At 71.8% G+C, this 26,718-nt stretch carries 27 protein-coding genes; 6 read left to right on the plus strand and 21 right to left on the minus strand.

Features of this window, described 5'->3' with window-relative positions; genetic code table 11:
• Window positions 1–130: 130 nt before the first annotated feature.
• A complete protein-coding gene (locus ACOJV9_RS16185) occupies window positions 131–601 on the minus strand; it encodes a universal stress protein (protein ID WP_420186265.1) in 471 nt (156 codons plus the stop codon).
• 250 nt (window positions 602–851) lie between these two features.
• Between ACOJV9_RS16185 and gdhA the strand changes: the two genes are divergently transcribed.
• On the plus strand, window positions 852–2,198 hold the full coding sequence (gdhA, locus tag ACOJV9_RS16190; protein WP_420186266.1) for an NADP-specific glutamate dehydrogenase: 1,347 nt from the start codon (window positions 852–854) through the stop codon (window positions 2,196–2,198).
• 60 nt (window positions 2,199–2,258) lie between these two features.
• Here gdhA and nusB read toward each other — a convergent pair whose 3' ends face one another.
• From nusB to ACOJV9_RS16205, 3 genes are all read right to left on the minus strand, one after another.
• A complete protein-coding gene (nusB, locus tag ACOJV9_RS16195; protein WP_420186267.1) occupies window positions 2,259–2,669 on the minus strand; it encodes a transcription antitermination factor NusB in 411 nt (136 codons plus the stop codon).
• A 3-nt stretch (window positions 2,670–2,672) separates the two neighbouring features.
• Window positions 2,673–3,233 (minus strand): elongation factor P, encoded by a 561-nt coding sequence (gene efp / locus ACOJV9_RS16200; protein ID WP_420186268.1) that lies wholly within the window; start codon window positions 3,231–3,233, stop codon window positions 2,673–2,675.
• 151 nt (window positions 3,234–3,384) lie between these two features.
• The gene (locus tag ACOJV9_RS16205; RefSeq protein ID WP_420186269.1) at window positions 3,385–3,993 is read right to left on the minus strand and encodes an NYN domain-containing protein; all 609 of its coding nucleotides are present in this window, start codon (window positions 3,991–3,993) and stop codon (window positions 3,385–3,387) included.
• Between the two features lie 92 nt (window positions 3,994–4,085).
• Here ACOJV9_RS16205 and ACOJV9_RS16210 point away from each other — a divergent pair, with 92 nt between their 5' ends.
• Window positions 4,086–5,666, plus strand: coding sequence for an FMN-binding glutamate synthase family protein (locus ACOJV9_RS16210; RefSeq protein WP_420186270.1), 1,581 nt, complete (start codon window positions 4,086–4,088; stop codon window positions 5,664–5,666).
• A 36-nt stretch (window positions 5,667–5,702) separates the two neighbouring features.
• On the opposite strand, the gene ACOJV9_RS16215 is transcribed toward ACOJV9_RS16210, so the two are convergent.
• The 5 genes from ACOJV9_RS16215 to aroC form a co-directional block, all read right to left on the minus strand.
• Window positions 5,703–5,978 carry an Ada metal-binding domain-containing protein gene (locus ACOJV9_RS16215; RefSeq protein ID WP_420186271.1) on the minus strand — a complete coding sequence of 92 codons (276 nt, stop codon included), beginning with the start codon at window positions 5,976–5,978 and terminating at the stop codon, window positions 5,703–5,705.
• A gap of 72 nt (window positions 5,979–6,050) precedes the next feature.
• A complete protein-coding gene (locus tag ACOJV9_RS16220; RefSeq protein WP_420186272.1) occupies window positions 6,051–7,508 on the minus strand; it encodes a phospholipase D-like domain-containing protein in 1,458 nt (485 codons plus the stop codon).
• A gap of 67 nt (window positions 7,509–7,575) precedes the next feature.
• A complete protein-coding gene (gene aroB, locus ACOJV9_RS16225) occupies window positions 7,576–8,640 on the minus strand; it encodes a 3-dehydroquinate synthase (RefSeq protein WP_420186273.1) in 1,065 nt (354 codons plus the stop codon).
• Window positions 8,637–9,158 (minus strand): shikimate kinase, encoded by a 522-nt coding sequence (locus tag ACOJV9_RS16230; RefSeq protein WP_420186274.1) that lies wholly within the window; start codon window positions 9,156–9,158, stop codon window positions 8,637–8,639. Before ACOJV9_RS16230 ends, aroB begins: the two co-directional genes overlap by 4 nt.
• Complete coding sequence (aroC, locus tag ACOJV9_RS16235) at window positions 9,152–10,375, minus strand: chorismate synthase (RefSeq protein WP_420186275.1); 1,224 nt, start codon at window positions 10,373–10,375, stop codon at window positions 9,152–9,154. The genes ACOJV9_RS16230 and aroC overlap by 7 nt, the downstream gene beginning before the upstream one ends.
• A gap of 122 nt (window positions 10,376–10,497) precedes the next feature.
• Here aroC and ACOJV9_RS16240 point away from each other — a divergent pair, with 122 nt between their 5' ends.
• Complete coding sequence (locus tag ACOJV9_RS16240; protein WP_420186276.1) at window positions 10,498–11,265, plus strand: ArsR/SmtB family transcription factor; 768 nt, start codon at window positions 10,498–10,500, stop codon at window positions 11,263–11,265.
• Window positions 11,266–11,351: 86 nt separating this feature from the next.
• On the opposite strand, the gene ACOJV9_RS16245 is transcribed toward ACOJV9_RS16240, so the two are convergent.
• From ACOJV9_RS16245 to alaS, 5 genes are read right to left on the minus strand one after another with little or no spacing between them, the layout of a single operon-like run.
• Window positions 11,352–12,050 (minus strand): prepilin peptidase, encoded by a 699-nt coding sequence (locus ACOJV9_RS16245; protein ID WP_420186277.1) that lies wholly within the window; start codon window positions 12,048–12,050, stop codon window positions 11,352–11,354.
• Window positions 12,050–12,868: a shikimate dehydrogenase gene (locus ACOJV9_RS16250; protein ID WP_420186278.1), complete on the minus strand. Its 819-nt coding sequence runs from the start codon at window positions 12,866–12,868 to the stop codon at window positions 12,050–12,052. The genes ACOJV9_RS16245 and ACOJV9_RS16250 overlap by 1 nt, the downstream gene beginning before the upstream one ends.
• On the minus strand, window positions 12,862–14,025 hold the full coding sequence (gene mltG, locus ACOJV9_RS16255) for an endolytic transglycosylase MltG (protein ID WP_420186279.1): 1,164 nt from the start codon (window positions 14,023–14,025) through the stop codon (window positions 12,862–12,864). The genes ACOJV9_RS16250 and mltG overlap by 7 nt, the downstream gene beginning before the upstream one ends.
• Window positions 14,022–14,537 (minus strand): Holliday junction resolvase RuvX, encoded by a 516-nt coding sequence (gene ruvX, locus ACOJV9_RS16260; protein WP_420186280.1) that lies wholly within the window; start codon window positions 14,535–14,537, stop codon window positions 14,022–14,024. The genes mltG and ruvX overlap by 4 nt, the downstream gene beginning before the upstream one ends.
• The gene (alaS, locus tag ACOJV9_RS16265; protein ID WP_420186281.1) at window positions 14,534–17,227 is read right to left on the minus strand and encodes an alanine--tRNA ligase; all 2,694 of its coding nucleotides are present in this window, start codon (window positions 17,225–17,227) and stop codon (window positions 14,534–14,536) included. Before alaS ends, ruvX begins: the two co-directional genes overlap by 4 nt.
• Window positions 17,228–17,358: 131 nt before the next feature.
• On the opposite strand from alaS, the gene ACOJV9_RS16270 reads away from it, so the two are divergent.
• Entirely contained in the window at window positions 17,359–17,706 is a 348-nt protein-coding gene (locus ACOJV9_RS16270; RefSeq protein ID WP_420186282.1) for a PadR family transcriptional regulator, read from the plus strand.
• Window positions 17,703–18,080, plus strand: a complete 378-nt coding sequence (locus ACOJV9_RS16275; RefSeq protein WP_420186283.1) for a hypothetical protein — start codon at window positions 17,703–17,705, stop codon at window positions 18,078–18,080. The genes ACOJV9_RS16270 and ACOJV9_RS16275 overlap by 4 nt, the downstream gene beginning before the upstream one ends.
• Before the next feature lie 22 nt (window positions 18,081–18,102).
• Here the strand turns inward: ACOJV9_RS16275 and ACOJV9_RS16280 are convergent, their stop codons facing one another.
• Window positions 18,103–19,473, minus strand: a complete 1,371-nt coding sequence (locus ACOJV9_RS16280; protein WP_420186284.1) for a replication-associated recombination protein A — start codon at window positions 19,471–19,473, stop codon at window positions 18,103–18,105.
• A gap of 103 nt (window positions 19,474–19,576) precedes the next feature.
• On the opposite strand from ACOJV9_RS16280, the gene ACOJV9_RS16285 reads away from it, so the two are divergent.
• Window positions 19,577–20,386 (plus strand): alpha/beta fold hydrolase, encoded by an 810-nt coding sequence (locus tag ACOJV9_RS16285; protein ID WP_420186285.1) that lies wholly within the window; start codon window positions 19,577–19,579, stop codon window positions 20,384–20,386.
• A gap of 11 nt (window positions 20,387–20,397) precedes the next feature.
• On the opposite strand, the gene ACOJV9_RS16290 is transcribed toward ACOJV9_RS16285, so the two are convergent.
• From ACOJV9_RS16290 to ACOJV9_RS16315, 6 genes are all read right to left on the minus strand, one after another.
• Window positions 20,398–21,414 carry a GTP pyrophosphokinase gene (locus tag ACOJV9_RS16290; protein ID WP_420186286.1) on the minus strand — a complete coding sequence of 339 codons (1,017 nt, stop codon included), beginning with the start codon at window positions 21,412–21,414 and terminating at the stop codon, window positions 20,398–20,400.
• A complete protein-coding gene (locus ACOJV9_RS16295) occupies window positions 21,411–22,052 on the minus strand; it encodes an HAD family hydrolase (RefSeq protein WP_420186287.1) in 642 nt (213 codons plus the stop codon). Before ACOJV9_RS16295 ends, ACOJV9_RS16290 begins: the two co-directional genes overlap by 4 nt.
• Before the next feature lies 1 nt (window position 22,053).
• A complete protein-coding gene (gene aspS, locus ACOJV9_RS16300; RefSeq protein WP_420186288.1) occupies window positions 22,054–23,850 on the minus strand; it encodes an aspartate--tRNA ligase in 1,797 nt (598 codons plus the stop codon).
• Between the two features lie 92 nt (window positions 23,851–23,942).
• Window positions 23,943–24,365: a YchJ family protein gene (locus ACOJV9_RS16305; RefSeq protein WP_420186289.1), complete on the minus strand. Its 423-nt coding sequence runs from the start codon at window positions 24,363–24,365 to the stop codon at window positions 23,943–23,945.
• A complete protein-coding gene (locus ACOJV9_RS16310) occupies window positions 24,362–25,006 on the minus strand; it encodes an NUDIX domain-containing protein (RefSeq protein ID WP_420186290.1) in 645 nt (214 codons plus the stop codon). The genes ACOJV9_RS16305 and ACOJV9_RS16310 overlap by 4 nt, the downstream gene beginning before the upstream one ends.
• Entirely contained in the window at window positions 25,003–26,709 is a 1,707-nt protein-coding gene (locus tag ACOJV9_RS16315; RefSeq protein ID WP_420186291.1) for a CTP synthase, read from the minus strand. Before ACOJV9_RS16315 ends, ACOJV9_RS16310 begins: the two co-directional genes overlap by 4 nt.
• Window positions 26,710–26,718 lie beyond the last annotated feature (9 nt).

The following is a 26,718-nucleotide window of genomic DNA, read 5'->3' on the forward strand; positions in this document are numbered from 1 at the left end:
ACCGTGGCTTCATCTTCATCACACCTCCAGATCGAGGTGTTTCCCTGACCGCTTGAACCGAAGCGGGCGTTCACGCGCCTTACGGTGCAGTAGGCCGGGGTGCAGCAGAGTCGGCGACGGTCAGGTCCGCTCAGGTCTTCTTGCGCCGGGGCCTCTTCGGCGTGCGCACGACGAGGACGGGGCAGGGGGCGTACTGCTGGACCCGCTGGGCGGTGCTGCCGAGCAGGACGGTCTCGCTGATCCCGCGGGAGCCGCTGGCGACGACGATGAGGCCCGCGCCCAGGGCCGTGGCGGCCTTGATGATCTCGGTGGCCGGCGACCCGCTGCGAGTGCGGCGGTGGACCTTGGGTCCCCACTTCTCGAACACGGCGGCCACGGCCTCGGTCGCCGCCTCCGCCTCGGCGTGGAACGACCACTCCGGCGTCGCGGGCCGGCCCTGGAAGCCGGGGCCGAGGTCGTTGGCGAAGGCCACCGCGGCGAGCGGCCGCACGACGGCGAGCACCGAGACGTCGGTGACCTTCGTCGCGTCGAGGACCCCCATGGCGTACTTGGCTGCCCTCAGCGACTGCTTCGAGCCGTCCGTGGCGACGATGACGTGCATGTCCTCACACTCCGCTTCTGGTGGCTGACGTGGTCCGGTCGGGCGCCGCCGTGCCCGGGACGGGCGACTCACCCGGCGTCCGAAAACCGGGGCCGCTTCCTGACCACGCGACGAGCTCGATCCCTCGAACCTAGCAACGCCGCCGGCGTCCCGCCCGGTGAGAGCCTGTCCGCCGACTGGCGCCGGCGGCCGCGTCGGGCACGTCCCGGGGAGACTGGCCACTCCACCACGACGAGGCACAGGAGCACCCGTGAGCCACCCGAACGAGACGCTGCGAGACATCTACGACGAGGTGCTCCGGCGCAACGCCGGAGAGGCGGAGTTCCACCAGGCCGCCCTCGAGGTGCTCGAGAGCCTCGAGACGGTGGTCACCAAGCATCCGGAGTACACCGACTCGCAGGTCATCCGCCGCCTCGTCGAACCGGAGCGCCAGATCATCTTCCGGGTGCCCTGGGTCGACGACCGGGGCGTCGTCCAGGTGAACCGCGGGTTCCGCGTCCAGTACAGCTCCGCCCTCGGACCGTTCAAGGGCGGCATCCGCTTCCATCCCAGCGTCAACCTCGGCATCGTCAAGTTCCTCGGGTTCGAGCAGATCTTCAAGAACTCGCTCACGGGCCTGCCGATCGGCGGCGGCAAGGGCGGCTCCGACTTCGACCCCAAGGGCCGCTCCACCGGGGAGGTCATGCGGTTCTGCCAGTCGTTCATGACCGAGCTCCACCGACACCTGGGCGAGTACACGGACGTGCCGGCCGGCGACATCGGCGTCGGCGGCCGCGAGATCGGCTACCTCTTCGGCCAGTACAAGCGCATCACGAACCGCTACGAGTCCGGCGTCTTCACCGGCAAGGGCCTGTCGTGGGGCGGCTCCCGCGTGCGGACCGAGGCCACCGGCTACGGCACCGTCTACTTCGTCGACGAGATGCTCAAGGTCCGGGGTGAGTCCTTCGACGGCAAGCGGGTCCTCGTCTCCGGCTCGGGCAACGTCGCGATCTACGCCATCGAGAAGGTGCACCAGCTGGGCGGCATCGTCATCGGCTGCTCCGACTCCGGTGGCTACGTCCACGACGAGGCGGGGATCGACGTCGAGCTGCTCAAGGAGGTCAAGGACGTGCGTCGCGGGCGCATCTCCGAGTACGCCGACCTCCGGCCGTCGGCGAGCTTCGTCGCGCAGGGCTCGCTCTGGGACCTCCCGTGCGACATCGCCCTGCCCTGCGCCACCCAGAACGAGCTCGACGGCGACCACGCGGCCACGCTCATCCGCGGCGGCGTGTCGATCGTGGCCGAGGGGGCCAACATGCCGTGCACGAGGGTGGCCCTGCAGGCCTTCGCGGAGGCGGGGGTGAGGTGCGCCCCGGGCAAGGCCGCCAATGCCGGCGGGGTCGCGACGAGCGCCCTCGAGATGCAGCAGAACGCCGCTCGTGACTCCTGGAGCTTCGAGCACACCGAGGAGCGCCTCGAGGAGATCATGCGGGGCATCCACGACCGGTGCCTGAGCACGGCAGACGAGTACGGCCTGCCCGGTAACTACGCGGCCGGCGCCAACATCGCGGGGTTCATCAAGGTCGCCGACGCCATGCTCGCGCTCGGTGTCATCTGAGCCGTCGGCCGGGCCGTCGCCCGACCAGGTGCGCGCGGCCGTCGCGCGACCCCGCGGCGGTCAGGCCAGGGTCGGCTTGACCTCGGCGATGCGGGCCAGCAGCCCATTGACGAACTTCGGCGAGTCGTCGGTGGACAGCTCGGTGGCCAGCGCCACCGCCTCGCTGATCGCGACGCCCTCGGGCACGTCGGTGAAGAGCACCTCGTAGGCGCCGAGTCGCAGGATGGCGCGGTCGACCGCCGGCATGCGCTCCAGCGTCCACCCCTGCGAGTAGGTCGTGAGGAGGTCGTTGATCGCGTTCCAGTGGTCGACGACCCCGACGACGAGGTCGGCGGTGAACTCGCTGAGCGGCGCCTCGGTCACGGGCGCGGCGAGCCGCTCCCTCAGGAGGTCACCGGCGTTGACCTGGCGCTGCTCCGCCTCGAAGAGGATGTCGATCGCGCGCTTGCGCGCCTTGCTGCGTGCGGCCACAGGTCAGTTGACCCGACCGAGGTAGGACCCGTCGCGGGTGTCCACCTTGACCTTGTCGCCGGTGTTGAGGAAGAGCGGGACGCCGATCTCGGCGCCCGTCTCGAGCGTCGCCGGCTTGGTGCCACCGGTGGAGCGGTCCCCCTGGAGACCGGGCTCGGTGTACTGGATCTCGAGGACGACCGACGCCGGCAGCTCGATGAACAGGACGTTGCCCTCGTGGCGGGCGACGATCGCGTCCTGGTTCTCGAGCATGAACTTCGCGGCGTCGCCGACGATGGCCGGCGTCACCGAGATCTGGTCGAAGGTGTCCCCGTCCATGAAGACGTAGTCGGTGCCGTCGTTGTAGAGGTACTGCATGTTGCGCTTGTCGACGTTGGCCGTCTCGACCTTGGTGCCGGCGTTGAACGTCTTGTCGACGACCTTGCCCGAGAGCACGTGCTTGAGCTTGGTGCGCACGAAGGCCGGGCCCTTGCCGGGCTTGACGTGCTGGAACTCCACCACGGTCCACAGCTGGCCCTCGAGGTTGAGGACGAGGCCGTTCTTGAGGTCGTTCGTCGATGCCACGTGGATGTCGCTTTCGCTGGAGGAGAAGGATCCCGTATGCCGTGGCGCCGGGCGCGCACGAGCGTCCCGGAGGACTGGGGTGCTGGAGTCGCGGGGCAGTCTATCGGTCGGGCGGGCGCCTCCCCGAATCCTCGACCGCGTTAGGGACGGCTCAGAGGAACTGCGCCGGGTCGAACTCCTCGATGGGGATGACGCGGATGCGCGGCAGCGGCGAGGTGAACGCCTTGACGTCGAACTCGAGGTCGAAGCTCTCGAGACCCTGCGACTGCAGCGCCGTGAAGCCGCTGTTGCGGAACTCCCGGAACGCCATCACGCCGACCCGCCGCTCGTCCTCCAGCAGCCCTTCGAGCTCCTCGAGGAAGTCGCCGTCGTGGCTGACGAGCATGACGTCCGCGTCGCGGTCACGGATGGCGCGCAGGGTGCGCTGGATCGCGACGTCGACGACCTTGACGTCGGAGTCACCCGAGAGCGGGACCGGCTGGAAGCCGAGCGCCTTGAGCGCCTGGATGAACGACATCGGCATGCCTGAGCTCGCGTTGAGGAAGAACAGGCCGCGCACCTCCTGGCCCCACGTGTCCTTCGCGAAGGCGAGCAGCCGGTCCCACCGGGGCCGTTCGTCGGGCTGCGGACGCCGGCCGAGGATGGAGGTGCCGAGGGTGGCGTCGATGTTCTCGCCGTCGACGAGCAGGTAGGTCAGCACGTCGCCCTCGTCGGTGCCCGACGTGGACGCGGACGAGGACGGGTGCTGCGCGGCTGCCATGCCCGGAGTCTAGGGCGCGGTGGCCGGCATGTGCCGATCCTCCTGTGCGCCTAAGCCGCAGACCGTCCGTCGGCGGGGGCAGACTGCGAGACATGAAGGTCACAACGCTTCTCGGTGCCACTGCAGCCGGCCTCGCCGGGGTCGCTGTCCGGGACCTCACCCAGCGAAAGCACGCGCTCACGCGCAACTTCCCGGTCATCGCGCACGCGCGGTACGCGCTGGAGAAGATCGGGCCGGAGCTGCGCCAGTACATCGTCACGGGCAACGACGAGGAGCGTCCCTTCTCGCGTGACCAGCGCTCGTGGGTCTACGCGAGCAGCAAGAAGGAGAACAACTACGTCGGGTTCGGGACCGACAACGACGTCGAGCACCTCGGGAACTACCCCATCGTCAAGCACCGGACCTTCTCGCCCTCCGCCCCGTCGACCGCCGTCGCCCACGGTCACCACGACGACGAGATGTCCCTCCCCTCCGCGAAGGTCCTCGGTGGTCCCCGCGGGCGCAGGCACGCGTTCCGTCCCGGCTCGGTCGTCAACGTGTCGGCGATGAGCTTCGGGTCGCTCTCCGGCCCGGCCATCGAGGCGCTCAACCGTGGGGCGGCGTTGGCCGGCGCGATGCACAACACCGGAGAGGGCGGACTGTCCGACCACCACCGCAAGGGTGGCGACCTCATCTTCCAGATCGGCACCGCCTACTTCGGCTGCCGCGACGAGCACGGCCGCTTCGAGCTCGCGAGGCTCGTCGACCTCGTCCAGTCTGCTCCGGTGCGGGCGATCGAGGTCAAGCTCAGCCAGGGCGCCAAGCCCGGGCTGGGCGGTCTGCTCCCGGCCGCGAAGATCACCGAGGAGATCAGCCGGATCCGCGGCATACCGATGGGCCAGGACTGTGCCAGCCCGTCGCGGCACGCCGAGTTCGACAGCGTCGACTCGATGCTCGACTGGGTGGAGCGGATCGCCGACGCGACCGGCCTGCCGGTCGGGATCAAGTCGGCCGTGGGCGAGCTCGACTTCTGGCAGGAGCTCACCCGGCTCATGTCCGGCCGCACCCGCGGCGTCGACTTCATCACCGTCGACGGCGGCGAGGGCGGGACGGGCGCCGCGCCGCTCGTCTTCACGGACTCGGTCGCGCTCCCCTACCGTGTCGGGTTCTCGCGGGTCTACGCCGAGTTCGCCCGGGCCGGCCTCACCGACGACGTCACCTTCATCGGCAGTGGCAAGCTCGGCCTGCCCGACAACGCCCTCGTCGCGTTCGCCCTCGGCGCCGACATGCTCAACGTCGCCCGCGAGGCCATGCTCGCGGTCGGCTGCATCCAGTCGCAGAAGTGCCACACCGACCACTGCCCGACCGGGGTGGCCACGCAGAACCCCTGGCTCGTCCGCGGCCTCGACCCGACCCTGAAGTCGGTCCGGCTCGCCAACTACCTCCAGACGCTGCGGCGCGACCTGCTCAAGGTCTCCGAGGCGTGCGGCGTGGCCCACCCCGGGCTCATCGACGCGGACTCGGTCGAGATCCTCGACGGCAACCGCACCGGCACGCCGCTTCGCGACATCTACCGCTACGAGCCGGGATGGGGCTCACTCGGGCCGCAGCTCGCGCAGGAGATCACCGAGATCATGTGGCCGCAACGGGACCACGACACCGAGGCGCCCGAGTCCGCGACCTCCACCGCCTGACGCACGACGGGCGACGGGCGACGGGGGGCCTCGGGGTCAGCGGGCCGGAGCCCCTTCCCCGTGAGCCGACCGCCACCGACGGTACGGCTGCGGCAGGCAGTGCGCACAGGGTCGGTAGCCCGCAGCGACCGCGACGCCCTCGTCGGCGAAGAAGACGCGGTGCTGCACGTACCTCTCCCTGGCGATCCACCGCAGGGCCGTCGGGCAGTCGAGGCGGCCGTACACCTTCGTCCGTCGATGACCGCCCAGCGTCCCGGGGCTGGCGGACTCGTATGCCGTCCCGTCCCGACCCACCAGCGCGTACGTCCTCACGATGCGACCTCCAACCCACGACGGTGCCGGGTCGCGAGGACCGTGGGCGCCTTGCGGACGGCGAGCACCACGTCAGAAGTCCGTCGTCCCGCGGAGCCGTCGCGGCCGGCCGTCGGGGTCGTAGAGCGCGGCGTACGCCGGGCGGGCCCAGCGCCGCGTCACGGTGGAGACGGTCGGCGGCACGTGACGGCGGACGCGGCTGCCCGGGGCACCCTCACGCTCGGCCCAGAGGGCCATCGCACCCCCCGGGTCCGACATCCGCGGCTCGTCCTGCCGCAGCCCCAGGTGCTCAGCCCACAACGACGTCCGCAAACTCCGTGGCAGCGACCCGGTGGGGTCGGCGACGGCGCAGGTGACCTCGGAGTCGTGCGTCCAGGAACGCAGGTTGAGGTTGTCGGAGCCGATGGTCATCCACGAGTCGTCGACGACGCACACCTTGGCGTGCACGTAGACCGGCTCCCCCTCGGCGTTCTCGAGGTCGAAGAGGGCGAAGCGGTCGCCGCCGGCGGCCCGCAACAGGTCCCACGCCGCGCGCTGTCCGTACAGCATCGGCGGCCCCCCGATGCGGTTGTCCTTCTCGGGGTACCTCGGCACGACACCGATCACCTGCAGCTCCGGCTCACGTCGAAGTGCCTCGGCGAGCGTGTCGGCCACGACGTCCGACCAGAAGTACTGGTCCTCGATGTAGATCAACCGGCGGGCGCGGCTGAACGCCCGCGAGTACGCCCGGGCGACCGAGCGCTCCCCCTCCGGGGCGAACGGGTATGCCGGCCGCTTCGCCGGGTAGGTGCGCAGGATCTGCACGTGGTGCTCGCCGACCGGCGGGGGTGGGTCCCACCGCTCGGGCAGGGGCTCGGGGTGGCGCGGCATCCTGGCCAGGCGGTGCACCACCGCCCGGTAGGGGTTGCGGTGGTCCAGGGGTGTGGTGTCGTCCCAGCGCTCGGCGAACGTGTCGAGCACGTGCGCGACAGCCGGCCCCCGGATCTCCGCCATGGCGTCGTGCCACGGCGGGGTGGGACCGTATCTCGGGTCCAGGGGTGGGGCCTGTGGGTCACCGCCGTGGTCGGCGTCGTCACGACGGCCGTGGCACAGGTCGATGCCCCCGACGAACGCCACGTCCTCCTGCGGCATCCCCCGGCGTCGCACGACGACGAGCTTCTGGTGGTGCGAGCCCCCGCGTCGCACCCGCTCGTCGAGCAACGCCTCGCCACCGGCCTTGTTGATGACGGCGCCGAGGTGGTTGTTCTCCTCGCTGTTGAGGCTGCCCGGGTGCGAGCGCCACAGCAGGGCTCGCACCTCGACGCCTCGGCGCAGGGCCGACGACAGGAGGTCGCCGATCGTCGGGCCGTCATCGGTCAGGCGCTCGTCGGCGTCCCCGCGCCAGTCGGTGAAGAAGATCCGGTCCCCGGCCTGTGTGGCCTCGACCACCTCCAGCAGGCGGGCGAAGTAGTCGGCTCCGTGGACGTGCGGGACGACGAGGTTGCCGGCCGTCCACGGCCGCTCCTCCGGCGGTAGGAACCAGTCGCTCACCTGCCCACTCTCCCAGCAGGCACCGTGGCACGGGCCGGTAGCGGCCGTCGACGTCCTGCCGGGTCGCTCAGGCCGAGACCGCGGCGTATGCCGTCCGGAGCTGCTCCGGAGTCGGGCCCTCGAGGCGCGTCGGTCTGGCGACGTCCGCGAGCACGACGAACCGGAGCAGGTCACCGCGCGTCTTCTTGTCGCGCCGCATCGCCGCCTCGAGCTCGGTCCAGCGCCCGGGGGGGTAGGAGGTGGGCAGGCCCACCGAGGTCAGCACCTGACGGTGGCGGTCGACCACGTCTCGCGCCAGCAGCCCTGCGGCACAGGACAGCTCGGCCGCGAAGACCATCCCGATGGCCACGGCCTCACCGTGGCGCCGCCGATAGGACTCGACGTGCTCGATGGCGTGACCGAAGGTGTGCCCGTAGTTGAGGATCTCGCGCAGCGAGGACTCCTTGAGGTCGACGCTGACGACGTCGGCCTTGACCCGGATCGCCCGCTCGACCAGCTCGAGGGTGTGCGGTCCGTCCGGCCGGGTCGCGGCCTCGGGGTCGGCCGCCACGAGGTCGAGGATGACCGGGTCGACGATGAAGCCCGCCTTGACGACCTCGGCGAGCCCGGCGACGTAGTCGGGGCGCGGCAGGGTCGTGAGGACGTCCGGGTCGCAGAGGACGGCCCGCGGAGGGTGGAAGGACCCGACGAGGTTCTTGCCCTCCGCGGTGTTGATGCCGGTCTTGCCACCGACGGCGGCGTCCACCATGCCGAGCAGCGTCGTCGGGACCTGCACCAGGGGCACGCCGCGCAGCCACGTCGCGGCGACGAAACCGGCCAGGTCGGTGACGGTGCCTCCCCCGACGCCGACGACGACGTCGGTGCGGGTGAAGCCGTGCCGGCCGAGCACCGCCCAGAGCTCGGCGGCGACGGACGCGGACTTGGCGTCCTCCGCATCGGGGACGGCAGCGGCATACGCCTCGACACCGGCCCCGCGCAGGCTGGAGACGACCTGCTCGCCCAGGGTGCGCATCGAGTCCGTGTGCACGACCAGGGCGCGCTGCACGCCGTCGCCGACCACGTCGGCGACGCGCAGCGAGCAGCCGCTCTTGATGACGACGTCGTAGGCGTCGCCGACGCGGACCACGCTCACGGCGCTGACCGCAGGTGCTCGACGATGTCAGCGACGACGTCGGCGACGTCGCGGCCCGCGGTGTCGACCCGCACCGTCGCCAGACCCTCGTAGGTCGGGCGGCGCTCGTTCATCATCCTGGTCCAGCCGGCCCGGGGGTTGATGGCGAGCAGCGGCCTGCTGCCGTCGAAGCCCACCCGCTTGGCGGCGTCGGCGATGCCGACGTCGAGGAAGACGACGGTGTGGGCGGCGAGCACCTCCCGGGTGGCCGGGTCCATCGGCGCCCCGCCACCCAGAGCCACGACGCCCGACTCCGCGGCGACGGCGCGGGCGACCTCGGCGCGCTCGAGGGCCCGGAACGCCGGCTCGCCGTCGAGGACGAAGATGTCGGAGATGGAGCAGCCCTGCTCCGTCTCGATCGCGGTGTCCGTGTCGTGGAAGTCGACGCCCAGCGCCTCCGCGAGCGCCTGGCCGATCGTGGTCTTGCCGGCGCCCGGCGGTCCGATGAGCACGGCGACCGGGCGGTCCGTGGTCACCACGAGCGCATCGTCTCGGGGATGGCGGCGAGGTATGCCGCGTGGTTGCGTCGCGTCTCCTCGACGGAGTCGCCGCCGAACTTCTCGAGGCAGGCCTCGGCGAGGACGAGGGCGACCATGGCCTCCGCCACCACCCCGGCGGCAGGGACGGCCGAGACGTCGGAGCGCTGGTGGATCGCCTTGGCCTCGCCCTCCCCCGTGGTGTCGATGGTGTCGAGGGCCCGGGGCACCGTCGAGATCGGCTTCATGGCGGCGCGGACCCGCAGCACGTCCCCGGTCGACATCCCACCCTCGGTGCCACCCGCACGGCCGGTGCGCCGGCGGATGGTGCCCGAGTCGTCGCGCTCCATCTCGTCGTGGGCGGCCGAGCCTCGGCGGGCGGCCGTGCGGAAGCCGTCACCGACCTCGACCCCCTTGATCGCCTGGATGCCCATGAGCGCTCCGGCCAGCCTGGAGTCGAGCCGCCGGTCCCAGTGGACGTGCGACCCGAGGCCGGGCGGCAGTCCGTAGGCGAGCACCTCGACGACCCCGCCGAGGGTGTCACCGGCCTTCTTGGCCGCCTCCACCTCGGCGACCATCGCGGCCGAGCCGGCCTCGTCGAGCGTCCGGACCGGGTTGGCGTCTATCCGCTCGAGGTCGTCCGGGGTGGGCAGGGGGGCGTCGTCGGCCACGCCCGCCGGGCCCATCGACACGGTGTGCGAGACCAGCCGGATCCCGTAGGCCTGGGCGAGGAAGCGGGCGGCGACCTCACCGAGGGCGACCCGCGCCGCGGTCTCACGCGCCGAGGCTCGCTCGAGCACCGGTCGGGCGTCGTCGAAGCCGTACTTCTGCATCCCGACGAGATCGGCGTGCCCGGGCCGGGGCCGGGTCAGGGCCCGGTTGCGGGCGAGCTCCTTGTCGGCGTTGACGTCGTTCGACGCGGCATAGGCATCCTCGGACACCGGGTCGGCCGACATCACCGTCTGCCACTTCGGCCACTCGGTGTTGCCGATGCGGATGGCAACCGGGGAGCCCATCGTCACGCCGTGCCGAACGCCCCCGAGGAACTCGACCTCGTCCTGCTCGAAGGCCATGCGCGCTCCCCGCCCGTAGCCGAGGCGGCGACGGGCGAGCGCTCCGGCGAGGTCGTCCCGGGTCACCGCCACTCCGGCCGGAAGCCCGTCGATCGTCGCGAGGAGGGCAGGGCCGTGGGACTCGCCTGCGGTCAGCCATCGGAGCATGCGGCGATCCTCCCACGGGCCCCGTCGGACGCCGCCCGGCGGTCGCCCCGTGGTCACGGAGCAGGGGCCCGGAGTGGCGGACCACTTGACAGGTAACCATATGGTTTCCTATGCTCGCAACCGTGGACCTCATCTTCCGGGCGCTGGCCGACCCGACACGACGGGCCCTGCTCGACGCCCTGTTCGTCCGGGACGGCCAGTCGATGGGAGCCCTCGCCGCCGACTTCGACATGACCCGCATCGGCGTCGCCAAGCACCTCGGACTGCTCGAGGAGGCCGGCCTCGTCGTCGCCCGCCGGAGCGGGCGGGAGAAGCTGCACTACCTCAACCCGGTCGGCATCCGCCAGGTCCACGACCGCTGGGTCAGCAAGTACACCGAGCCCTGGGCCGCCGGCCTCGTCGGGCTGCGCACCGAGCTGGAGGCTGAGCACATGGGCACGTCCAAGGTCTTCGAGATCTACATCCGCACCACGCCGGACCGGCTGTGGCACGCCATCACCGACCCGGAGGTGCGGCGACGCTTCCACTTCGGCAGCACCGTGGCGTCCGACTGGACCCCGGGCTCGGCCTGGACCCTGAGCCACGAGGGGCTGGACGGCGCGCTCGTCGACGGCGAGAACCTCGTCGTCGACCCCCCGCACCGGCTCGTCCAGAGCTTCCACGCCCACTGGGACGACGACGCCGAGTCGGCGGGGACCTCCCGCGTCACCTGGGAGATCGAGCCGGTCGGGGACTCGTGCCGGCTCACCCTCGTCCACGACCAGCTCCCCGACGGCGTCAGCGAGGCCATCCACGGCGGCTGGCCGATGGTCCTCTCCGGCCTCAAGACCTGGCTGGAGACCGGCACCGAGCTCACGACGCCCGGCTCGCAGATGTACGGCTCAGCGTGACCACCACCACCACCACCTGGGCAAGGAGCAGGCGCTGAGCATCCTCGACCGGACCTTCCGCGGCGCGCAGACCGGCCTGACCGGGGTCAGCGTCCGACGAGCCCGGGAAGCAGCGGCCCGGCCGCGGCGAGGGCGACGAACAGGCCGGCACACATGAAGGGCCCGAACGCCATCGAGGTCTTGCGGCCCGCTCGTCCCGTGACGAGCAGCACCGCCGCACCGACGCCGCCGAGGAAGAACGCCGCCATGGTCCCGACGACGACGTGCCCGACGGAGAGCCAACCCAGCAGCAGGCCGATGGTCGGGGCCAGCTGGATGTCGCCGCCACCGAACCCCCCACCCGGGAGGAACGCCACGACGAGGTAGCAGGCCATCAGCACCACACCGCAGACCACCGCGGTGAGGAGCCGGCCCCACTCCCCCGTCGCGATCGTCGGCGGCACCAGCAGGACGACGAAGGCGGGCAGCGCGGGCCGCGTCAGTCCGACCGGGAGCCGGTGCACGTCGAGGTCGATCCAGACGAGGCAGACGGTGAGCCAGGCGAACAGCAGGTATGCCGGCAGCGCGGCATACGCGGCCGTGTCCCCGACCGAAAAAGCGGCGACCAGGGCCAGCACGGCGAGCAGCGGCGCGACCCACCAGGACGGGCGCGTCGGGTGGTCGGCCTCGTCCTCGGGAATGCGGTAGCCCCCGGTGGCCAGCTCACGGGCGGTGAGGCGGCCGATCACGAGCGCGCCCACGACGAGCAGCGCGAGCAGCACGGCGGTGAGAACCCGGCTGTCCATCAGACGCCCACCTCGCGGTGGACGGCCGCGGCCATCGCGTCGAGCGGGGCCGGCAGGCCGGTGAAGAGCTCGACCTGCACCGCGGCCTGGGCGATGAGCATCTCGAGGCCGGAGACGACGTCGGCGCCGCGGGCTCGGGCCGCCCGGGCGAGCGGGGTGGGCCAGTCCGCGTAGACGACGTCGAGCAGCGTCACCCCGGCCAGGGTGCTGCCGGAGTCGTCGAGAAGGGCACCGACGGCACGACTCGCTCCGGGCGGCAGCGTCGACACGACGACCGTGCCCGGCGCCTCCGTCCAGTCCTCGAGGGCCACGTGCCTGGCCGTGACGCCGTGGGCGACGAGCAGCCCGACCACCTCGGCGGCGGCGGCGGCGTTGCGCGCCGCGACCGCCACCTCCTCGAGGCCGAGGTCGGCGAGCGCCAGCGCGGCCGACCGGCTCGTGGCACCGGATCCGAGCAGCGTGGCGTGCCCGTCGTGCACGGCCGCGCCGAGGGCCCCGCTGATGCCGGCGACGTCGGTGTTGTGCCCGTCCCATCCCCCGTCGTCGCGGCGGACGAGCGTGTTGGCCGCGCCGGTCTCACGGGCGGTGTCGGAGACGGTGGAGGCGACCTCCAGCGCCACCTCCTTGAGCGGCATGGTGAGGCTGAGGCCGCGCCAGGACGCGTCGAGCCCGGCCACGACCCCGGCGAGGTCCGCGGCGGCCACCTCGCGTCGGGTGTAGCTCCAGTCGGTCAGTCCGAGCGCGGCATACGCCGTCGTGTGCAGGAGCGGGGAGAGCGAGTGCGAGACGGGAGAACCGAGGACGGCCGCTCTCAGCACTTGTCCTTGTTCTCCGAGCACCACTGGTTGAACTCCTGGACGTTGCGGTCGTGCTCGGCCGCCGTCGTGGCGAACTTGGTCTCACCGGTGTCGGGGTTGACGGCGACGAAGAAGAACCACGGCCCGTCGGCAGGCTTGGCGGCCGCCTCGATGGACGCGGCGCCGGGGTTGTTGATCGGGCCGGGCGGCAGTCCCTTGACGCGGTAGGTGTTGTAGGGGCTGCTGGAGGCGCGCGCGGCGTCGGAGGTCCCGGCTCGGCCGCGCTTCTGCTCGATGTAGTGCACCGTCGAGTCCATCTGGAGCAGGCCGACGGTCGGACCGTTGGGGTCGGCGAGCCGGTTCTCGATGACGCGAGCGACCTTGGCGCGGTCGGCGTCGCCGTTGACCTCTCCCTCGATGATCGAGGCGACCGTGAGGATCCGCGTGTAGTCCTGGGGCTCGACACCGGCCTTCTTGAGCTCGGCGAGGGTCTTGGCGACCATCTGCTTGAGCTGGCTGGCGGCCGGGGTCTTGTCGTCGAACTCGTAGCTCGACGGGAAGAGGTAGCCCTCGGCGCGTCCCTTGGCCTCCGGGGGCAGGCCCAGCGCCGCCGGGTCCTTGAGCGCTGCCTGGTAGTCCGCGAGCGGGGCACCGGTGGCCTTGCTGAGGCGCGCGATGACCTCACTGACCCACAGGCCCTCGGGGATGGTCTGCCGCGCGACGGTGCGGTTGGCCGGGTCGGTGAGCGCCGTGAAGGCGTCGATCGCCTTCATGCCCTTCCTCAGCGTGTAGGTGCCGGGCTGGATCTTGGCGCTGCCCTGCGGGTCGGCGGCCGACGCGTCGAGGTAGGCGGTCCGCGTCTTGACGACGCCGGCGGACTTGAGGGCGGTGGCGATCGACTCGCCGGTGTCGCCCTGCTTCACCGTGACGGGCACCTCGCCGTCGCCGGGACCGGGGAAGTCCTCGGCCTCGGTGCTCCCGCCCCCGAAGACCCCGGCGACGACAGGCTTGAGCAGGACGAACGCGGTGGCCGCGGCCCCGCCGACGAGGACGAGGGCGAGCACGAGCACGAGCAGGCTGCGGCCCTTGCCGCGCGGGGGACGCTGCCGACGGCCCCGGCGCTGACCCTGCGGCTCGGGCTCCCCGAAGAGAGTCGTGTCGAGGTGTTCGTGGCTCACCGTGGTCCGTCCTTCGTCTTCGGCCTGCGCCGTGTGTGGGTGACCGGCTCGCCCGGTGGGCGACCCGCACTGCGTTCCTGGTCCAGCGCGGCCTGGAGGATCAGCACTGCTGCCGCCTGGTCGACCACGGCCCGCTGCCTGCGCCCGGACACCCCACTCTCGCGCAGTGTCCTGTGGGCGTCCACACTCGTGAGGCGTTCGTCGACGAGACGCACGCCCACGGGTGCGAGCCGGCGAGCCAGTTCCGCAGCATACGTGCGCGCGGCCCGCGCGGCGGGACCCTCGCTCCCGTCGAGTGAGCGTGGCAGGCCGACGATGACCTCGAGCGCGTCGCGCTCGCTGCTCAGCATCACGATCTGGCTGACGTCGTCGGTCTCCGGGTCGGCGTCGGGCCAGCCGCGCGCGAGCGTCGCGTGCGGCGTGGCAAGGATCCCCGAGGGGTCGCTGAGGGCCACTCCGACACGCACCGTGCCGACGTCGACCCCCACCCTCACCCCGGGGCGGACGCTCAACCGGCCAGCTCCCCCACGCGCCACTCGACGGCGTTGATGGCCTCGCCGGTGCGGGAGAGGTCCTGTCCGCCGCCCTGCGCGATGTCGTCCTTCCCGCCTCCGCCACCACCAAGGGTCTGGGCGGCGATGCGCACGAGCTCACCGGCCCTGATGCCCTTGTCGCGAGCGGCCTGGTTCGTCGCGATGACGACGACCGGCCGGCCCTTGGCCCCACCGGTGACGGCGACGACGGACGGCGCGCCGTCACCCAGGCGCTGGCGGGCGTCGAGCACCATGGCCCGGACGTCGTCGGCGCCGGCCCCACCACCGGCGTCGTGGCCGACGAAGCGCACCCCGCCCACGTCCTTGGCGGAGTCGGTGAGCGAGCCGGCCGCCGCGAGCACGGCCTGCTTGCGCGACTTCTCGAGCTCGCGCTCGGCGTCCTTGAGCCGCGTCACCATGGCGGCGACCCGGTCGGTCAGCTCACCGGGCTGCGCACCGACGATGCCGCTGAGCTCGGCGACGATCGCCCGCTCCCGTGCGAGGTGGCGCAGTGCGTCCATGCCGACGAACGCCTCGAGGCGGCGCACACCGGAGCCGACCGAGAACTCGCCCGTCATGGTGATCGCCCCCACCTGGCTGGAGTGCCCGACGTGGGTGCCACCGCAGAGCTCGCGCGACCAGGGGCCGCCGATCTCGACGACGCGGACGGCCTCACCGTAGGTCTCACCGAACAGCGCGAGCGCGCCGGCCTCGCGGGCCTGCTCGAGCGACATCCATGCCGCCGACACGGGGAGGTCGCGACGGACGGCGAGGTTGGCGACCTCCTCGATCTCGCTGCGGGTCTCGGGCGAGAGCGCCTGGCCCCAGGCGAAGTCGAGCCGAAGGTAGCCGGGCTTGTTGTAGGAGCCGGACTGCAGTGCCGACGGGCCGAGCACCTGGCGCAGCGCGGCATGGACGACGTGCGTCCCCGAGTGTGCCTGGCACGCCGACAGCCGCCACTCGGGATCCACCTCCGCGAGGACGGGAACGCCGGAGCGCAGCGGACCGTGGACGACCTCGACGGTGTGGGCGACGAGCCCCTTGACCGGCCGCTGCACGTCGACGACCTTGAGGTGGACACCGTCGGCCGTGATGATGCCCTCGTCCGCGATCTGACCACCGGACTCGGCGTAGAAGGGGGTGCGGTCGAGCACGACCTGGCCGCGCTGGCCCGGCTCGATCTCCTCGACCCGCCGGCCGTCGATGACGAGACCCACGACGGTGGCCTCGCTCGTCAGCTCCTGCCACGCCCGGAAGTCGGTCTCGCCGGCGACGCGCAGGTCCTTCCAGACCTCGGTGTTGGCGTGGCCGGACTTCTTGGACTTCGCGTCGGCCTTGGCCCGGTTGCGCTGCTCCTGCATCAGGCGGGTGAAGCCCTCACGGTCGACGGAGAGGCCCTGCTCCTCCGCCATCTCGAGGGTGAGGTCGATCGGGAAGCCGTAGGTGTCGTGGAGCTGGAACGCCTGGTCACCGGCGAGCGTCGTGCCGCCGGACTCCTTCGTCCGCGACACGGCGGTGTCGAGGATGGTCGTGCCCGAGGCGAGCGTGCGTCGGAAGGCCTCCTCCTCGGCATACGCGATCTGGCTGATCCGGCCGAAGCCGGACTCGAGCTCGGGATAGGACTGCTTCATCCGCTCCATCGAGATGGGCAGCAGGTGCGGCAGCGCAGGGTCGTCGTAGCCGAGCAGGCGCATCGAGCGCACCGCACGGCGCAGCATCCGGCGCAGGACGTAGCCGCGGCCCTCGTTGCCCGGCGTGACACCGTCGCCGATGAGCATGAGCGAGGACCGGACGTGGTCGGCCACGACCCGGAGCCGGACGTCGTCGGGGTGCGACTCGTCGGCCGAGTGGCCGGAGTGCGCTCCGTAGGACTTGCCGGTCATCTCGGCGGCCTTGGCGAGGACCGGGTAGACCTCATCGGTCTCGTAGAGGTTGTCGACGCCCTGGAGGACGGAGGCGATGCGCTCCAGGCCCATGCCGGTGTCGATGCTCTTCGCCGGAAGTGGCTCGGAGATGTCGAAGTCGTCCTTGGCGCGGACCGCGGACAGCTCCTCCTGCATGAAGACGAGGTTCCAGATCTCCATGTAGCGGTCCTCGTCGACGGCCGGGCCGCCCTCGCGCCCGTACTCCTCGCCGCGGTCGTAGAAGATCTCGCTGCAGGGGCCGCCGGGACCGGGAACGCCCATGTGCCAGTAGTTGTCGAGCTTGCCGCGGCGCACGATCCGCTCCAGCGGGATGCTCGTGTACTCGGCCCAGAGGCGCTCAGCCTCGTCGTCGTCCTCGTAGACGGTGGCCCAGAGACGGTCCGGGTCGAGGCCGTAGCCGCCGTCGTCCTGCGAGCGGGTCAGCAGCTCCCACGCGAACCTGATGGCGTCCTTCTTGAAGTAGTCGCCGAAGGAGAAGTTGCCGTTCATCTGGAAGAACGTGCCGTGGCGCGAGGTCTTGCCGACCTCCTCGATGTCACCCGTGCGGACGCACTTCTGCACGCTCGTCGCACGATCCCACTGCGGCGTCTCCTGACCGGAGAAGTACGGCTTGAACGGCACCATGCCCGCGTTGACGAACAGCAGGTTGGGGTCGTCGTGGATGAGCGGCGCGGAGGGCACCACCGTGTGGCCGTTCTTCTCGAAGAAGGCGAGCCAGCGGCGCCGGATCTCTGCGGTTTCCATGTCGTCAGTCCTGGAGGTTCGAGGATGTCGACCCGGGTTGCCGGGACGCACCGGGAAATCCTACGTGCCACCTCCTCGCGACGTTCCACGCCTTTCGCCGGACCTCTTGACACCCTAGGTAGAGTTAGACCATGGGTGATGGAGCACCACGGATGACCGGCCCCACGACGGCCGTGCTCGGGGTGCTGCTCGAGCAGCCGGACGAGGTCCACTACGGCCTGGCCGTCGGCGCGCTCACCGCCCTCCCCAGTGGCACCGTCCACCCGATCCTGGCTCGGCTCGAGGGCCTGGGCTGGGTCACGAGCGAGTGGGAGGACATCGACCCCTCCGACCTCGGCCGTCCCCGCCGTCGCCTCTACCGGCTCACCGACCACGGTCAGGCCTGCGCCGCCGCGGCCCTCTCCCGCGCCGATGCACAGCGCGCCCGCCTCGGCGCCCGAGCCCTCGGCCCCGCACGACCCCAAGGAGCGACGTCATGACGCGACTCGCCGACTATCCCCTCGACCTCGCCATCCGGATCCTCCCGTCCCAGGTCCGCCGCCGCTACGTCGCCGAGTTCGACGCGGACCTGCAGAGCCTGCCCCGAGGAAGGCGACAGACGGGGTATGCCGTGTCGACCTTGGTGGGTGCGCCGCGACTGCGTTGGGAGGTCCTGCACGCTGCCGCCGGCTCCGGCGCCGCGGCCTGCTTCGTGGGTCGCCACCACGACCGCAGGGTCCACACGGAGTCGGCGGACCCGACGGTCTTCGCGCTGGAGTGCACCCGGTGCGGCCGCATCCGGGACCCGAAGCAGCGTGACAAGCGGACCAGCCAGGCCGGCATCGCGAGGACGACGTTCGGCGCCGACTTCTGAGACGGTGCAGCGCGCGCCGGCGTCAGCTCCGGCCGAGGCGGTCCCTGAGCCAGGTCCAGCGCTCCTGCAACCGGGCCTCGAAGCCCCGGTCGGTGGGCTGGTAGTAGTCGGTCGTGCCCTGCAGGTCGTCGGGGAGGTACTGCTGCCGGGCCACGCCGTCGGCCTCGTCGTGGGCGTAGACGTAGCCCTTGCCGTGCCCGAGACGGGACGCACCGGCATACCCGCTGCCGCGAAGGTGCGGGGGCACCGCACCGCCGCGGCCGGCGCGCACGTCCGCGATGGCGGCGTTGATACCGGCGTAGGCGGCGTTGCTCTTGGGCGCGAGCGTGTTGTGGACGACGGCCTGCGCGAGGATGATCCGGGCCTCGGGCATGCCGATCTGGGCCACGGCGTGCATCGCCGCGACGGCCGTCTGGAGGGCCGTCGGGTCGCCCATGCCGACGTCCTCGCTGGCCGCGATGACGATGCGCCGGGCGATGAACCGCGGGTCCTCCCCCGCCTCGAGCTGGCGGGCGAGGTAGTGCAGGGCCGCGTCGACGTCGGAGCCGCGCATCGACTTGATGAACGCCGAGGCGACGTCGTAGTGCTGGTCGCCGGTCTTGTCGTAGCGGACCATGGCCTGCGCGACCGCCTGCTCGGCGTGGGCCAGCGTGATGGTCAGCGGCTCGATGTCGTCACGTCCCGCCGGCGCGTCGTCGAGCGCCACCCCGGCGGCGGCCTCGAGCGAGGTGAGCGCGCGACGCGCGTCACCGCCGGCGATGCGGACGAGGTGCTCGCGCGCGTCGTCGGCCAGGGCGTATGCCGCGTCGAGGCCACGCGGGTCGTCCACCGCCGCGTCGAGCACGTCCGCGACCTGTGCGTCGTCGAGCGAGGTGAGCGTGATGAGCATCGAGCGCGAGAGCAGCGGGGCGATGACCGAGAAGGAGGGGTTCTCGGTGGTCGCGGCGATGAGGATGACCTGGCGGGTCTCGACGCCCGGCAGCAGCGCGTCCTGCTGCGCCTTGGTGAAGCGGTGGATCTCGTCGAGGAAGAGGACGGTCTGCCGGTCGTAGAGGTCGCGGTTGCGCGCGGCGGACTCCATGACGGCCCGGACGTCCTTGACTCCCGCGGTCACGGCGGACAGCTCGACGAACTCGCGGTTCGCCGCCGTGGCGACGAGGTGGGCCAGGGTGGTCTTGCCGGTGCCCGGCGGACCCCAGAGGATCGCGCTCAACGGGCCGGCGGTGCCACCGGAGCCCTCGATGAGGCGGCGCAGCGGGCTCCCCGGGCGCAGGATGTCGCCCTGGCCACGCACCTCGTCGATCGACGCCGGGCGCATGCGGACGGCGAGCGGCGGCAGGAGCGAGCCGCCGCCCCCCTCTGTCGACCCGAACAGGTCGTCACCGGCTGGCACCGGAGCAGCCTAGCCCTCACCACCGACCCTGCTTCCCGCCCGAATCGGCCCGGGACGTGCATAGGGTGGTCGGACACCGAGCCGACCGTCGAAGGGGAAGTCCATGTCCGACATCTCGACCGTCCACGTCGAGGACACCGGCGGCGACGGCCGCCCCGTCGTCCTCATCCACGGCTGGCCGCTCAGTGGGGCCTCCTGGTCCGACACCGTGCCCGCCCTTACCGACGCGGGACTGCGGGTCATCACCTACGACCGCCGCGGCTTCGGGGAGTCTGCGCCGGTGGCGGACGGGCACTACGACTACGACGCCCTCACCTCGGACCTCGCCACCCTCATGGACGACCTCGACCTGCGCGACGCCTCGCTCGTGGGCTTCTCGATGGGTGGCGGCGAGGTGGCCCGCTACGTCGGGGTCCACGGCCAGGAGCGGCTGCGCAGCGTGGTGTTCGCCGCCGCCATCCCGCCGTGGCTCCTCCAGAGCGACGACAACCCCGACGGTGGGCTCCCCCGGGCGGAGGCGCAGAAGATGCAGCAGGCGCTGCAGTTGGACCGGGAGGCGTTCTTCGAGGAGTTCACGACGAACTTCTTCAGCGCCGGCGGGGAGCTCAAGGTCACCGAGGAGCAGCGCCAGGCGGCCCTGCGGATCACCGAGCAGGCCGACCTCGAGGCCGCGGTCGCGTGCATCGGGTCGTGGCTCGAGGACTTCACCCACGACATCTCCTCGGTCACGGTGCCGACCCTCGTCATCCACGGCGACAGCGACGCCATCGTCCCGCTGGAGGTGTCGGGTCAGCGCACCCACGACGCCATCCCGGGCAGTGAGCTCGTCGTCATCGAGGACGGGCCGCACGGCATCAACGTCAGCCACAGCCAGGAGTTCAACGACGCACTCGTGGGGTTCCTCCGCCAGTAGCAGCGAGAGCCTCAGGCCTGCGCGGGCCGCACCTTCTCGAGCCGAGCGGTGAGCGACTCGACGCGGTGGCTGTTGCCGTGCAGACCGATGTAGCGGGGACCGAACACCGCGAGCAGGACGTCGTCGAGGCGACGCACCGCACCGGCGGGGTAGCGGTAGCCCATGCGCTCGTTGATGCCCTGGACGTCGATGCTCCCGAGCAGACCGGCCAGCTCGTCGAGCGAGGTGATGCCGAGCTCCAGGAGGAGGCCGGAGATCCACGAGTAGTGGTCGGTGCGCGACCAGCCGGCGTCCTGGAAGTGGGCCGACAGGAACGCGGCGAGGTCGGGCCCGCTGATCCGGGGGTCGTCGTCGACGGCCTCGAGGTCCTGTCCGGCGACACCCGCCTGGAGCCGGTCGCGGATCGCGGTGAACTCGCGGTCGGCGAGCTCGAGCAGCCCTGCGGCGAGCGTGAACCGGCGATCGAGCTCGGACACGTCGGCGGCCGGCACCGAACCCTTGTAGCGGACGTCGTGCTCGAACTCGGCCCATGCGTGCTGGAGGATCGTGCGAACCTGGACCGAGGCCGACCTGCCGCGCAGGTGCGCGTAGGCCGGGTCGACGTCCTCGTCGGCAAGGGTCACGAGGAGGTGCCGGCTGGCGTAGCCCCAGCGGCCGGCCAGCGCGGTCTCCTGGCCGAGGTCGCGGTCGTCGAGGACGCTGAACTCCCCGGACAGGAGGTCGGCGACGGCGGCGACGTCACCCTGCAGGTAGGTGACGACCCGCACGCCGATCTGGTCGGTGATGTCGTTGAGCGGGTCGGCGTAGAGGGGTACGCCGTCGACGGTCCGGGCTGCCTTGCCGGCGAAGGACGCGACGCTCTTGGCGCGGCCCGTGACGCTGACGTAGTTGATGCCCGCGTCGTCGAGCATCTCGGTCACCATGGCGACGAACTGGTCGGCCACCAGCTGGATCTCGGGCTGCATCTGCGCGTAGCGCTGGACGGCCTGGTGGACCGGGTCGGGTGCCTGCTCGAGCGCGTCGCTCACGACGACCACCCGAGTGCGGAGCGCAGTCCGACGACGCCGGAGAGCGGGTCGTGGTGGACCGCACGGATGCCGAGGGCGCGGGCGGTCTCGACGTTGTCGAGCCGGTCGTCGACGAAGCCGACGTCGGTCGGGTCGACCGAGAGCGACTCGAGGACCCGCTCGAAGTAGGCCGGCTCGGGCTTCATGGCCCCGAGGTCGCACGAGTAGAACGACTGCTCGAAGACGTCGTCGTACCCGAAGCGCTCGCGCAGGAACGCCTTGCGGTGGTCCTGCTGGTTGGTCGCCAGGACGCACCGGACCCCGCTCGCGGCGACCTCACCGACGAGCCGGACCGCGTCCGGGTCGGGGTCGACCTGCTCCCAGAGGTCGAGCAGGTCGTCGACCCCCGCCGTGACCTCGGGCCACCGGGTGAGCAGCTGGCCGAGCGCCTCACGGAAGGGCGTCTCGCCTCGCAGAGCCGGGATCTCCGAGGCGAACAGCGCCTCGGCGAAGCCGTCCCCACCCCACGCCGCCAGCCGGGGCGCCCACTCGTGGCGCGGGTGCTGGAGCACCCCGTCGGCGTCCCAGAGCAGCACCGACACCGGTCGCGCCGCGAGCAGCGGACGGTCGTCAGTGGCGCTCCGGGACGCGAGGCTCATCTCAGGCCTGCGCGGCGGTGGGCTGCTCGGGCGTGGCGTCGACGCCGGCCTCCTTGCGCTGCTCCGGGGTGATCGGTGCGGGCGCCGCGGTGAGCGGGTCGTAGCCGCCGCCGGACTTGGGGAAGGCGATCACGTCGCGGATCGACTCAGTGCCCGCCAGCAGCGAGACGATGCGGTCCCAGCCGAACGCGATGCCGCCGTGCGGGGGCGCGCCGAAGGCGAACGCGTCGAGGAGGAAGCCGAACTTCTCCTGCGCCTCCTCGTCGCTCAGGCCCATGACCTTGAAGACGCGCTCCTGGACGTCACGACGGTGGATACGGATCGAGCCGCCGCCGATCTCGTTGCCGTTGCACACCATGTCGTAGGCGTACGCGAGCGCCGGGCCGGGGTCGGTGTCGAAGCTGTCGAGGAACTCAGCCTTGGGCGAGGTGAACGCGTGGTGCACGGCGGTCCAGGCGCCTCCCCCGACGGCGACGTCACCGGCGGCGACGGCCTCCGAGGCCGGCTCGAAGAGCGGTGCGTCGAGGACCCAGAGGAAGGACCACGCGTCCTCGTCGATGAGGTCGCATCGGCGGCCGATCTCGAGCCGGGCGGCACCGAGCAGGGCGCGCGAGGACTTCACCGCTCCGGCGGCGAAGAAGACGCAGTCACCCGGCGTGGCGCCGACATGAGCGGCGAGGCCCGCCTTCTCCTCGTCGGACAGGTTCTTGGCGACCGGTCCGCCGAGCTCGCCGTCGTCGCCCACGAGGACGTAGGCCAGCCCCTTGGCGCCGCGGCTCCTGGCCCAGTCCTGCCAGGCGTCGAGCTGCTTGCGCGGCTGGCTCGCGCCGCCTGGCATGACGACCGCGCCGACGTAGTCGGACTGGAAGACCCGGAAGGGCGTGTTCGCGAAGTACTCGGTGCACTCGACCAGCTCGTTGCCGAAGCGGAGGTCGGGCTTGTCGGAGCCGAACCGTCGCATGGCGTCCGCGTAGGTCATCTGCTCGAACGGCGTCGTCAGCTCGACTCCGATGAGCTTCCACACCTCGCTGACGATGGCCTCACCGAGCTCGAGCACGTCGGCCTGCTCGACGAACGACATCTCGATGTCGAGCTGGGTGAACTCGGGCTGGCGGTCGGCGCGGAAGTCCTCGTCCCGGTAGCACCGGGCGATCTGGTAGTAGCGCTCCATGCCGGCGACCATGAGCAGCTGCTTGAACAGCTGCGGGCTCTGCGGCAGGGCGTACCAGGAGCCGGGCGCCAGGCGGGCCGGCACGAGGAAGTCGCGCGCCCCCTCCGGGGTGGACCGGGTCAGCGTCGGCGTCTCGATCTCGACGAAGTCGCGGTCCCCGAGGACCCGGCGGGCCGCCGCGTTGACCTTGGAGCGCAGGCGCAGCGCCGCGCCCGCGGAGGAGGCGCCGGGGCGGCGCAGGTCGAGGTAGCGGTGCTTGAGGCGCGCCTCCTCGCCGACCGTGACGCGCTCGTCGATCTGGAAGGGCAGCGGCGCGCTCGGGGCGAGCACCACGATCTCCGAGGCCACGACCTCGACCTCACCGGTGGGCAGGTGGGGGTTGACGTTGGCCTCGGTGCGGGCGACCACCGAGCCGGTGACCTGGATGCAGAACTCGGCACGCAGGTCGTGCGCAGCGCCGGTGAGGACCTCGTCGCGGGCGACCACCTGGACCACCCCGCTCGCGTCGCGCAGGTCGATGAAGGCCACTCCCCCGTGATCGCGACGCCTTGCCACCCAGCCGGTGAGCGTGACGGTGTGGCTGGTGTGGTCGGCGCGCAGGGTGCCGGCCTCATGGGTGCGGAGCACGGGGAGGTCCTTCGGGACGGGGGTGGATGGACCCCGTCATCCTACGGAGTCGCCTCCACGCGCCACGAACCGCAGTTGTGTCCGACCTCGGGTCAGCCCCCGCCGTCGCCGAGGTCGACCCCGTCGCGGTACATCCAGCGTCTCGCGCGCCTCGTGAAGGTGCTGCGCTCACGCACCGCGCCCCGCTGGCGCAGCCGCCCCTCCCCCGAGGTCCAGTGCGCGGCGAACTCCACCGTCCCCTCGTCGTCGTCGCCGCCGGCGGACAGCACGTCGAGGCCGGTCCAGGTCAGCGACCCGTCGAGCTCGACCTCGGGAGGTCGCGTGGCCGGGTGCCACGTGCGGAAGAGGTGGTCACGGTTCCCGACGGCGTATGCCGTGTAGCGCGACCGCATGAGTGCCTCCGGTGTCGTGGGCCAGCCGTCCCCTGCGAGGAACGGCCCGCAGCATGCACCGAACGACGCCCCATCGGGCACGCCGCCGCACGGGCAGGGCTCGGAGCCGGGCGCGGCGATCACGACCGGTGGGTACCACCCGGGCCCTGCGGCCAGGGGTCGTCGTGCGGGCGCAGGGTGCTCCAGCCGCGCTCCTGCGCGACGTGGGCGGCGAGCAGGGCCGCGGCGAGGATGCCGTTCTGCACGCGGCCATCGAGCACCGCGGCCACGGCCTCGTCGAGCGGGACCCAGGCCAACGGCATACCGTGCTCCTCCGCCTCGCGGACGTGACGGTCGTCGTCGGCGACCGAGGTGAGGTCGCGGGCGAGGTAGACGCGGATGGCCTCGTCGAGGCCACCGGGCGACGGACGGACGTCGAGCAGGACGTCGAGCCGGCCGGGGACGAGGTCGGCCTCCTCGTGCAGCTCGCGAGCGGCGGCCACCCACGGCGGCTCCCCGTCGACGTCGAGCAGGCCGGCGGGCGCCTCCCAGTCGCGGGTGCGGATGGGGTGGCGGTACTGCTGGATGAGGCAGACCCGGCCCTCCTCGTCGAGGGCGAGGACGGCCACGGCACCGGGGTGGCGGACGTACTCGCGCACGTGGCTTCCGGCGTCGCCGAGGTCGACCTCGTCACGGACGACGTCCCACACCCGGCCCCGCATGGCGACCTCGGTGCTGAGCACGGGCTGCGGGTCGAACGCGTCGGCCAGCGGCCCCGTCGTCACGGCGCGTCCGCCTCGACGGCCACCTTCGGGCGTTCGACCTCGACGAGCCGGGCTGCCCGCTGCTCCTCGATCGCCGCTCCCACGAGGCCGGCGAAGAGCGGGTGTGCCCGGGTGGGGCGCGACTTGAACTCCGGGTGAGCCTGGGTCGCCACGTAGTAGGGGTGCTCCTCGGGCGGGAGCTCGACGAACTCGACGAGGCCGAGCTGGGGGTGGGTGCCCGAGATCCGCAGGCCGGCCACGACGAGCTGCTCGCGGTAGGCCTCGTTGACCTCGTAGCGGTGGCGGTGGCGCTCGTCGGCGCTGGTCGCGCCGTAGACGCCGGCGACGACCGAGCCGGGGACGAGGTCGGCGCGCTGAGACCCCAGGCGCATCGTGCCGCCGAGGTTCCCGGCGCCCTCGACGAAGGCCTTCTGCTCCTCCATGGTCGCCACGACGGGTGCCGGCGTCTCCGGGTCGAACTCGGTCGAGCTCGCCCCCTCGATGCCGGCGACGTTGCGCGCGTACTCGATGACCATGCACTGCAGGCCGAGGCAGATCCCCAGCGTGGGGACGCGGTGCTCGCGGGCCCAGGTGAGCGCCCCGAGCTTGCCCTCGATGCCGCGGACGCCGAAGCCCCCGGGGACGAGCACGGCGTCGACGCCACCGAGCGCCTTCTGGGCACCGGAGGCGGTCTGGCACTCGTCGCTGGCGACCCAGCGGATGTGCACCTTGGCGTCGTGGTGGAAGCCGCCGGCGCGAAGCGCCTCGGTGACCGACAGGTAGGCGTCGGGCAGGTCGACGTACTTGCCGACGAGGGCGACCTCCACCTGGTGCTCGGGACGGTGCACGCGGCCGAGCAGCTTGTCCCAGTCCGTCCAGTCGACGTCGCGGAAGGTCAGCCCGAGGCGGCGGATGACGTAGGCGTCGAGCCCTTCGCGGTGCAGCACCTTGGGGATGTCGTAGATGCTCGGAGCGTCGACACAGGCTGCGACGCCCTCGGTGTCGACGTCGCACATGAGCGAGATCTTGCGCTTGATGCCCTCGGGGATCTCGCGGTCGGCGCGCAGCACCAGCGCGTCGGGCTGGATGCCGACCTGGCGCAGCGCCGCCACGGAGTGCTGCGTCGGCTTGGTCTTCAGCTCGCCGCTGGGCGCGAGGTAGGGCACCAGCGAGACATGGAGGAAGAACACGCTGTCGCGGCCGAGGTCATGGCGCACCTGCCGGGCGGCCTCGAGGAACGGCAGGCTCTCGATGTCGCCGACCGTGCCACCGATCTCGGTGATGATGACATCAGGGGCCTCGCGGTCGTCGACGTCGGGTGCACCCGCCGCCTGGGCGCGCATCCGGTCCTTGATCTCGTTGGTGATGTGCGGGATGACCTGGACGGTGTCGCCGAGGTACTCACCGCGCCGCTCCTTGGCGATGACCTTGTTGTAGACCTGACCGGTCGTGACGTTGGCCTTGCCGATGAGGTTGCGGTCGAGGAAGCGCTCGTAGTGCCCGACGTCGAGGTCGGTCTCGGACCCGTCGTCGGTGACGAACACCTCGCCGTGCTGGAACGGGTTCATGGTCCCGGGGTCCACGTTGAGATAGGGGTCGAGCTTCTGCATCGTCACGCGCAGACCGCGCGAACGGAGCAGGAATCCGAGGCTGGATGCCGTGAGGCCCTTGCCGAGCGAAGAGGCAACGCCTCCGGTCACGAAGATCTGTTTCGTCTGGGCCACCACGGGCTT

This window comes from Knoellia terrae, assembly GCF_048606435.1.
In the GTDB taxonomy this organism is placed as follows: Bacteria; Actinomycetota; Actinomycetes; order Actinomycetales; family Dermatophilaceae; genus Knoellia; species Knoellia terrae.